At 40.1% G+C, this 15404-nt stretch carries 14 protein-coding genes; 9 read left to right on the top strand and 5 right to left on the bottom strand.

Annotated elements, in window-relative coordinates:
• Window positions 1-23: 23 nt before the first annotated feature.
• From H6G96_RS07350 to H6G96_RS07340, 3 genes are all read right to left on the bottom strand, one after another.
• Complete coding sequence (locus H6G96_RS07350) at window positions 24-638, bottom strand: Uma2 family endonuclease (protein ID WP_190910841.1); 615 nt, start codon at window positions 636-638, stop codon at window positions 24-26.
• A gap of 914 nt (window positions 639-1552) precedes the next feature.
• On the bottom strand, window positions 1553-1891 hold the full coding sequence (locus H6G96_RS07345; RefSeq protein ID WP_190910840.1) for a CpeR family transcriptional regulator: 339 nt from the start codon (window positions 1889-1891) through the stop codon (window positions 1553-1555).
• Between the two features lie 109 nt (window positions 1892-2000).
• Window positions 2001-2177 (bottom strand): hypothetical protein, encoded by a 177-nt coding sequence (locus H6G96_RS07340; RefSeq protein ID WP_206757665.1) that lies wholly within the window; start codon window positions 2175-2177, stop codon window positions 2001-2003.
• A 472-nt stretch (window positions 2178-2649) separates the two neighbouring features.
• Here H6G96_RS07340 and H6G96_RS40910 point away from each other — a divergent pair, with 472 nt between their 5' ends.
• From H6G96_RS40910 to H6G96_RS07325, 3 genes are all read left to right on the top strand, one after another.
• Window positions 2650-2796 carry a hypothetical protein gene (locus H6G96_RS40910; protein ID WP_206757664.1) on the top strand — a complete coding sequence of 49 codons (147 nt, stop codon included), beginning with the start codon at window positions 2650-2652 and terminating at the stop codon, window positions 2794-2796.
• Between the two features lie 421 nt (window positions 2797-3217).
• Complete coding sequence (locus tag H6G96_RS07330) at window positions 3218-5866, top strand: ATP-binding protein (protein WP_190910838.1); 2649 nt, start codon at window positions 3218-3220, stop codon at window positions 5864-5866.
• A gap of 428 nt (window positions 5867-6294) precedes the next feature.
• Complete coding sequence (locus tag H6G96_RS07325; RefSeq protein ID WP_190910837.1) at window positions 6295-6711, top strand: hypothetical protein; 417 nt, start codon at window positions 6295-6297, stop codon at window positions 6709-6711.
• Window positions 6712-6851: 140 nt separating this feature from the next.
• On the opposite strand, the gene H6G96_RS07320 is transcribed toward H6G96_RS07325, so the two are convergent.
• The gene (locus H6G96_RS07320) at window positions 6852-7907 is read right to left on the bottom strand and encodes a DMT family transporter (RefSeq protein WP_190910836.1); all 1056 of its coding nucleotides are present in this window, start codon (window positions 7905-7907) and stop codon (window positions 6852-6854) included.
• Between the two features lie 368 nt (window positions 7908-8275).
• Here H6G96_RS07320 and H6G96_RS07315 point away from each other — a divergent pair, with 368 nt between their 5' ends.
• The 5 genes from H6G96_RS07315 to H6G96_RS07295 all read left to right on the top strand — a co-directional run bounded on the left by H6G96_RS07315 (window position 8276) and on the right by H6G96_RS07295 (window position 12775).
• Window positions 8276-8992 (top strand): class I SAM-dependent methyltransferase, encoded by a 717-nt coding sequence (locus tag H6G96_RS07315; RefSeq protein ID WP_190910835.1) that lies wholly within the window; start codon window positions 8276-8278, stop codon window positions 8990-8992.
• Between the two features lie 418 nt (window positions 8993-9410).
• Window positions 9411-10490, top strand: a complete 1080-nt coding sequence (locus H6G96_RS07310) for a M4 family metallopeptidase (protein WP_190910834.1) — start codon at window positions 9411-9413, stop codon at window positions 10488-10490.
• A gap of 204 nt (window positions 10491-10694) precedes the next feature.
• Window positions 10695-10994: a protealysin inhibitor emfourin gene (locus H6G96_RS07305; protein ID WP_190910833.1), complete on the top strand. Its 300-nt coding sequence runs from the start codon at window positions 10695-10697 to the stop codon at window positions 10992-10994.
• Window positions 10995-11146: 152 nt separating this feature from the next.
• A complete protein-coding gene (locus tag H6G96_RS07300) occupies window positions 11147-11962 on the top strand; it encodes an alpha/beta hydrolase (RefSeq protein ID WP_190910832.1) in 816 nt (271 codons plus the stop codon).
• Window positions 11963-12001: 39 nt separating this feature from the next.
• Window positions 12002-12775 carry a DUF4437 domain-containing protein gene (locus H6G96_RS07295; protein WP_190910831.1) on the top strand — a complete coding sequence of 258 codons (774 nt, stop codon included), beginning with the start codon at window positions 12002-12004 and terminating at the stop codon, window positions 12773-12775.
• Window positions 12776-12842: 67 nt separating this feature from the next.
• Here the strand turns inward: H6G96_RS07295 and H6G96_RS07290 are convergent, their stop codons facing one another.
• Window positions 12843-14318 (bottom strand): amidohydrolase family protein, encoded by a 1476-nt coding sequence (locus H6G96_RS07290; RefSeq protein ID WP_190910830.1) that lies wholly within the window; start codon window positions 14316-14318, stop codon window positions 12843-12845.
• 249 nt (window positions 14319-14567) lie between these two features.
• Here H6G96_RS07290 and H6G96_RS07285 point away from each other — a divergent pair, with 249 nt between their 5' ends.
• Window positions 14568-15368 carry an aspartyl/asparaginyl beta-hydroxylase domain-containing protein gene (locus H6G96_RS07285; protein ID WP_190910829.1) on the top strand — a complete coding sequence of 267 codons (801 nt, stop codon included), beginning with the start codon at window positions 14568-14570 and terminating at the stop codon, window positions 15366-15368.
• The last annotated feature ends 36 nt before the right edge of the window (window positions 15369-15404 follow it).

The following is a 15404-nucleotide window of genomic DNA, read 5'->3' as shown; positions in this document are numbered from 1 at the left end:
TAACCGTAGCGAGCAAGATGCTTTCAATCCCACACCCGTCGCAAATTCAAGACAAAACCCGGCAACACTGCTTCACCCGACAATTCTCCCGGATTCTCCAACACTTCCACATCCTTAGCCAGTCGATAAATTTCCACCCGTCGTTGCTGCGGATCGATTAACCAACCAAGTTTAGCGCCATTGTCGATATACTCCCTCAATTTATCTTGCAGGGACTTGAGGGTATCTGAACTAGAGCGTAACTCAACCACAAAATCGGGGCAGATATTAGCAAACGTTCCTTTTTGTGCCGAAGTAAGCGCCTGCCATCGTTCTCCACTCACCCAAGAGGCATCGGGGGAGCGAGTCGCACCATTGGGTAAAATGAAGCCTGTAGAAGAGTCAAAGACCTTACCAGGTTCACCCGCATTACGCCACCACAAATACAATTCTCCCGAAATACTGCAATTTCGCTCTCCAGTTTCCCAGCCTGTTGGTGGGTTCACTATTAATTCTCCTTGTGCGGTTCTTTCCAGTCTCAACTCTCGGTTGGCTGCGGCTAAAGCAGCAAACTGTTCTTGGGTAACATACAGCCCAATCGACTTAGGCAACTCAATCAATAGGGTTTCGGTTTCTGGACTAGCGGGTGTTTGTACCATCTTGATCTCTTACCAATAGGGATTCGTTGAGAAGGCAGAAGGCAGGAGGCAGGAGGCAGAAGGGAAACCCCATAAATCAATTTAGGGGATTCAATAGGGACGTAGTATTTCTTGCGCTGCGCCACTCGTTATACATAATTTTGTCTTTTTTTCATAAATAAATTTAGGGGCTTTAAACCATGAAGGCGTCGGGCAAAAAGTATATTTTCTTCCTTATGCCCTCTGCCTTCTGCCCTCTGCCTTTCTTTGGTAAATGATGCCTACCCTATTAACTAACAAATTCTACAAGCTTTCCTAGCGTCCGCCTCCGGCACTGTACGATCGCCTAAGCACCTCGAACGCGATCGCAATTGCAGATATAGCAGGTAACAGGCAACAGGCTTGAAAATATTATGGTGTAAGGGTTTTACGATAAGGTTATGTCTTAACCTTAACTGGCAACTGCTGTAATTATAAGCGATCGCCATCTCTTCTCTAACCCTTTTCTCTTGCTCAAAAAGCCTTAGTGAATCTTAGAGAACAGTTAAAAGAGGGAGCCATCCAACGGGCGGAACGCGATTTGGAGTTGGTGAAGTTTTGAGGCGATGTCTTGCGACAAGCTGCTACGCGTCTACGCACTTTCTAGAATTATTGCACGCGATGCTTATATTACGAGTTAAACTACGCTACATTTTTAACTTCTGCTAAAGCGTTTGTCGTTTATGTCTTAGGAAGTTTTTTAGTTATATTCTCTAATAAACTGAGACGGCTAACTGGTAATAACTAACAGCTAATCATTATAAAAAAATTAGCAATTAGACATTAACAATTAGCCGTCAATCCCCTTGGGGAGTATTTAAAATTCAAAATTAAGTTTTTAATTTTGAATTGGAGTGTAAACGCCTGTCAGAACCTTTTCCGCAGGATAGTAAATCTCAAGCACGCTCATCAAATTTAGTGTATGCACTACCGGATTTTATCCAGTATTGTTTTAAAGTATGATGAGGCGTATGTAAACTAGCTTTTGCCTGATACAAGATCACCTGGCGATGATCGCCCATCCAAATCTTATTAATCGGATCAACGGATATTACTGTTCCTCCTAAAGAAGCGACACATTCAGAAAATCTCTCAATGGTCGTGTATTCTAATGTCTCGAATATAAAAAAGTTGCCCGAACAAATCAAGTGGCGACTGCGAATCCAGCAGCGCATTTTTTTTTCAGCTTGTGGAGGTAACATTTTAGATTTAATAGATTCAAGCTGAATCAACATAAGGCGCTCACCGCACATAATTAATCAGCAAAACTTTCCCATTTTTCAAACCGCAAAGGGCTAAGAGGTTAACCCTTATACTTGCTCGTGAATTTTAATATCTATACCTCTATCTAGATTTATCTAAACAAATTTCTACCACCGCAGACTTATTGACGGATAGAGGCTCGATGTTATAACGCACCTGCTCAAGGTGGGCAAATGCTAAATAATCAGCGCTATGCTGCGATCGCGATCGTCCAATTGAAAATTCAAACAATTCAGTAATTTCCATTAGAAAAGTCATTAAAAAAAGTAGCTTACAATTCAAGAGGTATCTTGGCCAAAAAGTTATTTTCCTAGCCTCTTTGATCATAACCGCATTCAGAAGTGCTAAGTGCTGCTAGCGGATAGCTATGCTTGAGCCAGTGCTGACTTAGGAGTACTGAGTTCTTATTCTCCCGGTTGTTTTTAGCGCCCAGCCCACTTTTCATCTATAACTTAGGCAAATCTAAGCAACTTCAGTGATAAGCTGTTACGCATTTAACTTGAACATTCACATGAAGGCTGATGACTGATAACCGTCAACAGTTAACGACCGTAAAGAGTGTTTATACAATTTAGGCGCGCATCAGCTTACTGATAATTTTGCTGGTTGTCCTATGAATGTTTTGCACATATTGAGACAGTTGGTTGTAGTTAACTAATCTTTAAGCTTGCGTAAACGGGTTACGCAGATTAGCTTTTTGCATCGTTATGCCTTTACACATTTTGATACGATGCCGAAACCATATTTATTAAAATTTGTTAAGTTAAATAATACTAAAGTAGCCAGTGCAGAATCCTGTGCTGCTTTGATGCTAATTAGGATATTTGCTGCCGAAGAACCCCCTGACTTTTACGGCATCTGGAAAACCTCTCTCTAAATCTCTCCTAAAAGGAGAGAGACTTTGAATTTCCCCCTTCCCGCATCGGGAAAGGCAGGGTGGTTTGATACAAGCAGAGAAAAAACTAAAACTGCGTTTCAAAGCCTCTCCCACACGGGGGGAGAGGAATGGAAGTGGGGTAATAAGCTATGCCACAAAACGAGAAATCAAGACTTATGTATTTTTCTTTTTTCGTATGAAACTACCCTGCTGCCTCTAATCCCCAGAGGGGGCACAGAGTTCCCGGCAAGCGAGGCTACCGTGTATACACAAGTTGGATGTAAAGTAGGTGCAGAGTGTTTTACCAGAAGTGGTATATTGGCTCTTGACCCGACCGAGTACAAACTATGCATAAGCCCACAGGTGTCAAAAGTCGAGGTATTGTACTCAGTACTACAGTACAGGAAGGGAGAGTGGGCAGATGAACAAAAAATTTGCCCAAAGTAGTGTTTTTTCCCTGTTTAAAGGCGTACCCCTACGTCGCATTTTGGTAGCATTATTTCTGCTGCAAATCTTGCTAGCTGTATTATTAACTGCATACTTATCAATCAGCAATGGGCAAAAGGCAATCAATGAGGTAGCTAGTGAATTGCGTTATGAAGTCGCTAATCGAGTAGAGCAGAATTTACAGACTTCTCTCTCAACTTTGCGTCAACAACTGCGCGGTAATCAAAATGTTATTGATATTGGGTTGCTAAAGATAGAAAATCTGGCAACTTGGGAGTCATATTTAATAAAGCAGTTAGAAATTTTTCCTGATGCCATTTTAACGGTAAGCAATGAACAGCAAGAACACCTAGCGGTGGAAAAGCTCAACGATCGCGAATTTTTGCTAAGATTTGCCGATAAATCAACTGGGTACGATCTCTACACGTACAGAATTGACTCTCAAGGTCAACGTACCCAATTACCAGAGGTGATCAAAAACTATGATGCGCGATCGCGTCCTGATTATCAAGCAGCAGTTACCGCCAAAAAATTCACCTTTAGTCAAATCTTTCCATCCATCACCGAACCAACGCTTCTGATTAGTGCATCTCAGCCTATATATAACTCTCAAGGCCAGTTACTCGGAGTCAACAACGCTCTAACTCGCACATCACAAATTGGGGATTTGCTACAAAATATTAAAGTTGGCAAGTCTGGGCAAGTTTTTATTATCGAGCGATCGGGGCTATTAGTCGCAAGTTCCACAACAGAAGAACCATTCCGCTTACAAAATGGTAAACCCAGTCGGTTAGCGGTTTCCCAAAGCAGAAATTCTTTTACTCAAGCGATCGCTAAATATTTAACAACGAAATTTAGTAACTTTGACCAGATTCAAAGTTTACAGCAGCTAGATTTCTCCTTTGACGGCAAACGGCAATTTTTAGAAATTAGACCGTTACAGAGCGAAACAAATGTCAATTGGTTGATTATAGTGGCTGTCCCAGAAGCAGACTTTATGGGACAGATTGATCGCAACACTCAAACCATAGTTTTTCTCTGTCTGGGAGCATTGGTACTAGCTACTTTACTAGGGATTGTCACTGCCGATTGGATAACTCAGCCAATTTCGTATTTCAGCACGGCGACTAAAGATTTAGCCGATTTTACTAATGGCAAAGACTCAGTGATGATAGTACAGGGCATTAAAGAACTAGAGGTGCTGGGTGAATCTTTTAACGAGATGATGCAGCAGCTACGCAAAAATTTTACTGCACAGATTACCAAAAGTGAAGAGTTAGAATTGCAATTTCAGCAGCGAACTCAAGAATTACAGCAAGAGATTCAAGAACGTATTAACAATGAGCGAAGACTTGGCCAGCATCATCAGGCGTTAGCAGAACTGGCAAATCACAGGGCGATTTCAGAAGGAAAGCTGGAAACAGCATTCAAAGTTATTACTGAGAAAGCAGCAAATGCTTTAGAAATAGAACGAGTTAGTGTTTGGTTATTTAATCGCAATGCCTACGACGGGATGCGCCAAGGCACCAAACTACAATGTATAAGTCTCTATGAACGTAGCAATCAGAGACATTCGGCGGGTTTAGAACGCAACCTTGAAGATTATCCCATCTATTTTAAATCCTTAATATCTGCTCGGATCATTGCCGTAACCGATACTCGCACTGATCTACGGGTACAAGAATTATGGGATGAACTGCTAGAACCGAATAACATCCTATCCCTAATTAATACTTCCATTTGGGTTGGTGGGGAAGTGGTGGGAATGGTATTGTATGAGCAGATTGGGATTACGCGGACATGGGAACTGAGCGAGCAAAACTTTGTTAGCTCAATAGCTGAATTTGTCACCCTAACTTTAGAAGTCTGCGATCGCAAAAATGCAGAATCCTCTCTGCATGAGGCTAAAGAAGCTGCGGAAATCGCAAATCGTGCCAAAAGCGCCTTTTTAGGAAACATCAGCCATGAACTCAGGACTCCCTTAAGCTCCATTCTTGAAATTACAGAGGCACTCCAAGATCAAGTGTACGGCCCTGTAAATGAAGAACAACGCCAGTCCCTAAATACCCTCGAATTCGGTGCTAAGAATTTACTAGAATTGATTAACGATATCCTTGAGATTACCGACATAGAATCCAGCAAGATAGAACTGCAACTAGCTCTTACTTCGATTCAAGGAATATGTGACTCTAGCTTGAGTTTTGTCAAACATTTAGCATTACAGAAAAATATCCAACTGAATGCACAAGTACCTGAAGAACTTGAACCTATCCAAGTTGATGAGCGCCGCATCCGCCAAGTATTTATCAACCTGTTAACTAACGCTATTAAGTTTACTCACGACGGAGGCAAAGTTTGGATTGAAGTCCAGCCAAATCCTACAAACGAGTATATCTTTTTCAGTGTGGTAGATACAGGTATTGGTATGCTTTCCGATGATCTTTTCAAATTATTTCAGCCTTTTGTGCAGGTTGAAAATGCCTCTACCCGTCGTTCTACAGGCACTGGTTTAGGATTAGTAATGGTGCAAAGAATTGTCGAGTTGCACGGTGGTACTGTCCATGCCGAAAGCCAGTTAGGGAAAGGGAGTCGATTTACGGTCAAACTTCCGTGGAAAAGGTAGTAGTCTGAGAACAAAAACAGTTAGCTTTTAGCTTCTATTCAATTTATTCTCAGCCAATTCTCAGCTAAAGAGTTAATACTAATAAACAACAGAGGGCTTCGATTTCCCGATCCATCTAATACCAATTCACAAAAATCCTGATACATATAGATTTCTCGTTAAGGCATGGCATTGCCCATACGTGTCAACTTAACGTGAAACTGATATTGAGTTCACTCATTTACGCATCATGATCCGCGTCACTCCACCCCAGTTTTGTCTAAAGCCAAAACTTCCCCTCCCCGCAAGCGGGGAGGGGAGACAAAGCATAGCTTTGGCGGGGTGGGGTTCTTCAGGTTTAATAAGCAATCAAGCGGACATGACATAACACCTAATATCTCAATTCTCATTTGTTGGTTTGTCAAATATTAATTCAAGGAATCGCAATCATGAATCTCAAAACAGTTATTGCCACTGCTACTTTAACAGGTTTAGTTGCTATTAGTAGTACTGCACTGAATACAATTAGCTCACAATCAAATCAAGCTTTTGCAAAAGAAGCAAAAGTAATGACTGCACAAGCCGCATCGAAAGCAGACATGAAAGATGCAACTGGTTTAACTATTACTCAAAAAATTGAAATGCTGACTAAACATAAAGGAATATTTGGTAGCGGTGACCAACTACGCCGTTATTTCTTCGGGGATTTGGAACCAATTGCTGTTCAACCTGGTGGTGCAGGTATGGTTGTAAATTTATACAACAAAGCTAGCAAAACCACATTTGCTTATTGTGCAACTTATGATGTAGTTGTCGCAGTTAAAGCTGGTAAAATAGAAAAATTTGAGGCTAGTGAAGTGAAGTAATTTATAGCTGGTTTGTTAATTGATGTACCGATAAAAAAGCTTTCATAAAAAGATAAGTTTTGTAGAGATTTGATAATACTAAATCTCTACATTTTATTGTTTTTAGCGTTTGGTTAAGATGGCGATATACCCGAATAATATCACATTCCTTTAAATCCAATTTCACTCTCAACTTCTTTTAATTTTGCTATCGAATCATTCTGTGATTGTTGGGCTTGTAGCCATTGTTTCCGGGAAATTCCAAATTGGCTGAGAATAATACCAAGCAAAATTACTACTCCACCAACATACTGGGCAAAAGTTGGAGCCTCACCCAAAATCAAATAAGCTACAACAACTGCAATAATAGGAGTAAAAGAGCCAATTAAAGAAGCTTGAGCTACACTAGTAGCCCTTAAGCCTGTAACCCAACATGACTGACCAACTACTACAATCACAGGGCCATAAATTAACATCCATTTCCACAGAAAAGGTGAGAATATATCTATGAAATGATTTTGCCCGTATAGAATTAAGGCGAGGAAAAAAAATATTATTGTTCCTAAAACTGTACGGTAGATACTATAAATTCCCAAAGGGACTCGTGAGAGTTTTTTCTTACTAATAATTGTAGAAGCAGCCAAAGCGACAGATGCGATCGCAGTCAAAATTTCTCCAGTCCCAAAGTTGAACAAATCTTTCATCTCTACCATGTTTTGAATATTACTTGGCAATGAGATGGTGAGAAATACCCCAAAAAAAGATGCGATCGCACCAATTATTTCCCAAAAATTAACTCGCTCTCGCAGCAACCAAAAAGAAAAAGCTAAAATCAAAGGTGGTTCTAACCTACCAATTAAAACGACATTATTAACGTCAGTTATCGCTAGTGCTTGGAAAATTAAACCAGGAGCAAGCGCCCCACCGATAATCGAAGCAATGGTAAGATATAACCATTGATTTTGGGAAATTTGCTGTAATCTACTTAGCCTACATTGTTGTCCATAGACGATTAATAATACTAGTAAAGCGCAGATATTCCCTACAAATAAAACATTACAAAGCGAAATCGGATTGCGACCATTAACATATTTTTCCGCACCAATTTCTGTAAGCTTGCGAGTCACAGAATTTGCAGCGCCAAAGATGATAATGGCACACCATAAATAAAATTGACCGGGTAATTTACGTATAAGCAAAAAACGTGATATCTGCATTGAACCTTAAGTAATAGGTAATTAAACCAATTCGCAATGACGCTCCTACGTCGCTAACGCAATTACGTTTTGTGTCGGGATCTAAATCCCCTTTTAGTTTAAACTCTGGAATTTAAGCTTAAATTAATAGATAACTTACTGGCTCATTACATAAAACATGATATATATAATTCCGCCAAAAGTACATTGAATGAATATTTTTTAATATTAAAAATTGCTCTTGCCGATATAGCATTGATTAGTGTGTCTAAGCTGATGCGCGCCTAAATTGTATAAACACTCTTTACGGTCGTTAACGGTTAACGGTCATCAGCCTTCATGTAAATGTTCAAGTTAAATACGTAACTAGCTTATTTGTTCTAATCACCATGCAACAGCTATTTCCTGGAGAGGTATTTGCCAATACTGCTGATTTTGACACTGGTATTCGCCAACTTTTACCGAGATACGATGAGATGTTGGAAGTAATTACCCGTTGTGTGCCTTCCACAAGTCGGCGTATTTTAGAATTAGGTTGTGGTACAGGCGAACTTAGTCTAAAAATACTTAACCGTTGTCCAGATGCCCAAGTAATCGCCCTAGATTACTCACCTCGAATGCTGCAATTTGCCCAAGATAAACTCACAGCAGCAGGATATCAAAAATACTGGACTGGTATACAAGCAGACTTTGGCGACTGGGCAGACAATCCAGAGAAGTTAGATATTGGTAGCGGATTTGATGCTTGTGTCTCATCCTTGGCAATTCACCATCTCCAGGACGAGATGAAATTGAAGTTATTTGAGCGAATTACTGCTAGCCTCACTAAAGACGGCTGTTTTTGGGATGCAGACCCCATTTTACCGGAATCACCAGCCTTAGCAGAAGTTTATAAGGCGGCACGAGAGGAATGGTCAGTTCAACAGGGAACTAATTTAACAGATATTCGCGCGAAGCTTGGTACAACTAGCACTCAAGGTTACTCCGGTCAAGACCAGCTAGCTAGCTTAGATGCCCATTTACAAATGTTAAGTAAAGCTGGATTTAAGATAGTTGCAGTCCCTTGGAAATATTATGGTCTAGCGGTGTTTGGTGGCTGGCTGTGAAAATTTTAGGTTTTGAATGCTTGGATTTGGGATTTACCTGTTTCCAATGGGTCTTTATAGCATTAACAGCTTGATAGTAACAAAACAGCAATAAATAACATGATTTCTCTTGATGAGAATTAATATATAAACGCATTAGGTCTGTAAAGGAGGTTTTGCTAACTAACACAAGGATTTTTACTGGAACTTGCGATATATAAGCTTGTTTTGTGTTTTATGCAATATTTTTACTTACATTAGAAGTACCCGTGAGGGTACTATTAATCCTCCATAGACCTATCTGAAAATACAGAGTAGAAAATCTTATTCAGAAAGCAAGCCAGGAATATGCTATTTGAATTCGTTTTTTTGCTCGTTTCAAAGGTGAAATTAAAGCCACTATTTGCCATAAATTAGTTTCAAAAGGAGAATATCTTGGATGGCTCGAAATAAAAAGAAATCAGCCCGGTTCAAGTATGAGCATCCACTTGACTCTAGATGCCCTATTTGTTGTATTATTCCGCCCCATATGCTGGAAAATGTCGTGGTGAATGGCAACCCCCAGCAGCGTAGTTGGGCTTTTCAGACATTAAATGTTTCGGCACAGTTTCGTGGACGAAGAGATGTCATAGGTTCTGTCTCATTTGCACCTTCTCCGGGTGAAATGCGCCGTACCATCTACGATGCAAAACATGGCCAGCAACTTCCTGGTACACTAGTGCGCGGTGAGGGAGATCCTCCCAGCAGTGATGTAGCAGTTAATGAAGCCTACGATGCTGCTGGTGCTACTTATGAATTATTTTATGAGATATTCGATCGCAATTCGATTGACGACAAAGGACTACGTTTAGACTCCACCGTGCATTATGGCGTTAAATATGACAACGCCTTTTGGAACGGTGACCAAATGGTTTATGGTGATGGCGATGGAGAAATGTTTCAATGTTTCACCAAGTCAATTGATGTGATTGGGCATGAACTAGTTCATGGTATAACTCAGTATGAAGCGGGTTTACAGTATTATGGCGAACCTGGGGCACTAAATGAATCGTTTTCTGATGTCTTTGGTTCTCTGGTGAAACAAAAGACCAAAAATCAGACTGCACAAGAGGCAGACTGGCTGATTGGTGAAGGTCTTTTAGCACCGACTGTTAAAGGTGTTGCCCTCCGCTCCTTAAAAGCACCGGGGACAGCATACGATGATCCAGTATTGGGTAAAGATCCTCAACCAGGTCATATGAAAGATAAATATACTGGTGTTGAAGATAACGCTGGGGTTCATATCAACTCAGGAATTCCTAACCATGCCTTTTATCTAGCGGCTGTTGAGATTGGTGGCTATGCTTGGGAAACAGTTGGTAAAATCTGGTACATAGCTTTACGCGATCGCTTAAATGCTAAAGCAGATTTTAAAAAAGCTGCCAACGTCACCATTCAAGTTGCTGGCGAACTCTACGGTAATGACAGTAATGAGCAAAAAGCTGTACAGAACGCTTGGCAAAAGGTAGGAGTTATTTAGAGTTAGGAGTTAAGAGTTGGGAGTTAGGAGTTAGGAGTTAAGAGTGAGGAGTTAGGAATAAATAGTTAATACATTACACTGCCTCACTCAACACTCAAGACTGATAAATCTGTTGTTTATTGTTGGTAAACTGGGAACCGAGAACTATATATCTCCCGGTTTAAGTATTTATCCCAACTAAATAGCACAACGGAGAGCAAAATAATGCGGATATCTTTTGAACGCACGGGCGGCTTTGCTGGGATTACCAAGAAAACAACCGTTGATACAGCCACTCTCCCGCCAACCGAAGCTAGCACGCTTCCCCGACTGGTTGAAGCTGCTGATTTATTTAGGCTACCTGAACACATTACCTCGCCAAATCCTCAGAGCGATCGCTTTCAGTATAAGTTAACGGTAGAAGATAACGGCAAGCAGCATACGGTGACTGTCAGTGAAGCAGCATTGCCAGGAACCTTAAGACCCCTGATTGAATGGCTACAAACAATAGCACAAAAAAGGTAAAAAGTAAAAATAATTACTCATAGCTCTTTTTGCCGTAATCAAAAATAAAAAACATCAAATAGCAATAGGCAGTAGGGGCACAACAATGTTGTACCCTGGTGAACAGCTTGTATTACAACCAATTAAAAAACGCTAAATTTTATCGGCATGATATGAGTAAACCAATCAAACGAGCATTTTTAGACACTGAAGATGGGCAGATTCTTTATCGTATCGCTGGCGAAGGAGAGCCTTTGCTATTACTGCATCAAAATCCCAGAAGTAGTGATGAATTTCTTGAGTTAATGTCTATTTTTGCTCAGACAAGGCGTGTGATTGCGATGGACTTTTTGGGATTAGGTGATTCTGATAAACCTCCAAGAATGTACTCCACTGAAGACTACGCGAAAACTGTCATTGCCCTTTTGGAAGAATTAGGTATTTCAAGTACAAGCATCTTGGGAAACCATACGGGTGCTTTTGTAGCAGGAGAAGTAGCGGCAGCATATCCTGAAAAAGTAGATAAACTAATATTATGTAATGCTTTTGGCTTCGATGAAGAAGGAAGAGAAGCCCTTTTAAAGAGATTTTATGATGGTTTTAAAATAAAAGTGGATGGCTCCCATCTCATGGAAAGATGGTTAGCCCGTGCTCAATATGTGGGTTCTCCAGAATTAAATCAACGTTGGGTTTTAGACGATTTAAAAAGCTTTGGTTATCCTTTATATGCTATTTGGGCTGTACAAAACTACTGTTTGAATGCCCCAAAAAGATTTCAGTTGATAAAATCTCCCACCTTGATTATGTGGGGAACTGAAGATATGAGAACTTTTGACAAACTTGGTTTAGCCAAGGTAGAAAATAGATATTTTGTTTCCAAAGCAATTCCTCATAGCAAGGTGGTTGAAATTGAAGGCGGGACAATCTGTATGATGAACCAATTGCCTGAAGAAATATCGCAGATAGTAATAGAATTTCTAGAAAATTAAAGAATTTAAAACTTTAGATAGGTATTTGGCAAAAACATTATGGGAAGAAATCATATTGAGTTTATACAATCAGCAGATGTCATCCAAAAAGCTTGGTTTGTAGATGGTTTACTGAAAGGTGGACTGACACGTATTTTGAGTTTTGATACTGAAACTGGTGCGTCCACAGAATTAATTGAGTGGACACAAAACTGGGAGAGTGATTCAGGTTATTTCAACTGTAATGCAGAAATCTTTGTTCTCAGTGGAGAAATACGAATTGGGCAACTTCGCCTCGGACGTTACACTTATGCCTTTATTCCTGAAGGCGTTTGTATTGAAGCATGGAATACCAGCGAAAATACTATAGCTTTGTGGATGCCTGAGCGCCATCCCAGCTTTACAAAAGCTTTGAAAGATGAACCAGGAGCAAAAAGAGAATTATATATACCTTCGTTAAGTTCAGAACTGATTCCTTGGACTGCTACTATCACCCCTGGCTTTCCTCCAGGAGCAATGAGAAAGACTTTACGCAAGGGGTCAGAGGGTGGAAGAAGCACTTGGCTTTTGGGGTGTTTGCCACAATTTGTCGAACCTTTTGCAGAGTATCATCCCATTCCTGAAGAAGAATTTGTCCTCCAAGGCAGTCTCACAACGCAAGCTGGTCAAATGACTCCAGGTTGTTACTTTTGGCGACCGCCATTGATTTCGCACGCCCCAGCATACACAGAAACCGGGTATTTTGCTTTAGTACGGGGAGGCAATCCTCATATTTCTTACCATGCCTGGGAACCTCCATTGCATACATATTATCCTTGGGATTGGAATAAATAGATACAAAAAGATTAAGTAATCTTATCTCTAATTTAAACCAACAAATACTTTATTTAAAGAGAGTTATTCAAGAGCGTGAGCGTTTCAAATAACGTCCAGTGGGTGAACCTAAAACCCGCCCATTGTTGTAAATCAAATTTCCACGCAAAAAAGTGCTTTTCACCCTCCCAGTTAACTCCACTCCTTCAAAAGGTGTATAACCTTGTTGTGACTGCGACTCAGTAGCACGTACCACAAAGCTTTCATTTGGATTTACTAACACCAAATCAGCATCATAACCAATAGCAATATCACCTTTTTCTAACAAACCAAAGCGCCGTGATGGATTCCAAGATAGTAACTTAGCCATCTGGTTGTAAGACATCCCCCGCTTGCTACCTTCACTAAATACACCAGAAAGTAAATATTCTGTACCGCCGAAACCAGACTTTGCTAACCAAATATTATTCGGGTCTTTAGCACTTCTTTTTTGTTCAGCAGAACAGCAAGCGTGGTCGCTAACTATCCAATCTACATGATTGTTGAGTACTGCTTGCCATAAGTATTCCACATCGGCACGGGGACGAATAGGAGGGTTGACTTTTGCCCAAGTAGCTGTTGGGGTATCAACATCTAATAGCAAATGTCCAACAGTAACTTCTCGCCGAAAGTTGATATGAGGAAAAGCAGTTTGCATAGTCAAAGCCGCTTCCATTGCTTTACGCGAACTCAGGTGCAACAAATTGATATTTGCACAGTTAGTCTCATGCGCCAAATAAGAAGCAATGCAAATTGCTAAACCTTCGGAATGAGGAGGGCGTGCTGCACTGTAAGCGTGTAATCCACTAAGACTAGAATCGTTTTCAACTATTTTGGTGTAGGCGTTGAGAATTTCTGCAACTTCGCAATGCAAACTCAAGCTGATAGTATCTCGCGCTTCTGGATGTGCTTCCATCAAGCGAGTTAGACCACGCATAATAAATTCAAAATGGGCAAAGTCGTATCGTTCCTCTTTATTAATCATCAAAAAAAGGTTCTGCTGGTCTGACAAACCATGCAAACCATAGCCGCCATAAAACATGAAGATTTTAAACGAAGAGACACCGTGTTCTTCAAACAATAAAGGTATTTCGTCAATATGCTGGCTAGCTATAGGTGCAATGTGATAGCTGTAATCTATAAAAAAATTACCTGTGGATAACGCCAACACCTCTGGAAAAAAATCGCGGTAGGAGCCGCCTTTGTTAAGATAATACTGCCCTGTACGGATGTAATTTAAGCTAGTAGTCACGCCTCCCATTGCGGCTGCTTTGGTTTCAGTTACAGCATCTTTGTCGAGAGGTTGGTAGATACCTATGTGCATATGGGCATCTACGACTCCAGGAAAGGCTAGCAGGTTTTTGCCATCAAATACCTCTTTACCTGTGTCTGGGTTAATATTAGGGGCAATCTGAGCAAATTTTCCATTCTTAATGCCTAAATCAAGTAGTTCGATTGCATCCTGATGGGGACGAACTACCCGCACATTTTTGATAATTTGATCTAATACAGGAGTTTCAGACACAGTAGACCTCCTACTAAAATGAGTACATAACCTAAAATTTTAATGTTCAAAAAGGATATCAACACAGATGATATTATTCCATTGAATCATTGTACAAGTTCAGATACAGAACTCTGGACACTTGTTTTTTAGCTACTGATAAATGAGTGCCTTAGTTTAGTCAGGAATTTCAACATCGAATCGGGACGCAGACCAAATTCCATCATTATATAACGGTTTTTTATGAGTTCATCTTCAGGAGAAAAGACAATGGAAAATTTTAATGAGTATCATATAGACCCAAAGCAATTTACTTTTCTCAAAAGTTTTCAAGATAGCTGGCAAGTGATTAGAGATGAGTTTACGAGCTTTATCAATAATGCATCTCATGAGGAGTTAAAACTCACTTACGATATTCTGGGGCCTAAAAGTGAAACGATTAAAACCAAAGGTGATGCAAAATATAGTGCTTTTGGTATTTTATTTCAAGGTTTGTTTATTGAAAAATATATTCAGGCGCATCAAATACAATATCCTGATTATGGATCAGATGCTGCATCACAAAAAGCACTTGCATTAAGAGAGAAATATTTCCCAAACTTGGCGAAAGTTATAGAAACAGTAAACTATCTTGATGATGGGATTATCAGAAACGTGTATTATGGTACATTCCATCCTGGCTTGGATATCAAGCTACATGTGAACTATAATCCTCACATGAATCGTGGGTATCTAGGATTAATCGTGCCAGAGGGGGATGTGGCTATGAAAATATGCCACGATCAACTTTATTGGCATGAAGGAAAATTCATGGTTTTGGATCATAGCTATCCACACTGTCCGCATAATTACACCAATTATGATAGAACTGTTTTGGTTGTAGACTTTTTTAAACCCGATAAACCTAGAGATGAAGTTATCCGATTTGAAAAAGAACAAGTTACACAACGTATGCAAGATAATCCTTATAGCTTAGGCGTTTTTGGTAAAAGCGACAAAGCTAAAGAAGAAGATTTTATCAAATATGGTTTAGCTCATCAATTGGAGTGGAATAAAGCCTTAAAAGCTTAGTATAATGCACTTTTGATTGTTGATGGTGCGTTAACT

This window comes from Nostoc sp. FACHB-892 (assembly GCF_014698795.1).
In the GTDB taxonomy this organism is placed as follows: domain Bacteria; phylum Cyanobacteriota; class Cyanobacteriia; order Cyanobacteriales; family Nostocaceae; genus Nostoc.
The sequence above is the reverse complement of the archived record's forward strand: the minus strand, read 5'-3'. Positions and strand labels throughout refer to the sequence as shown.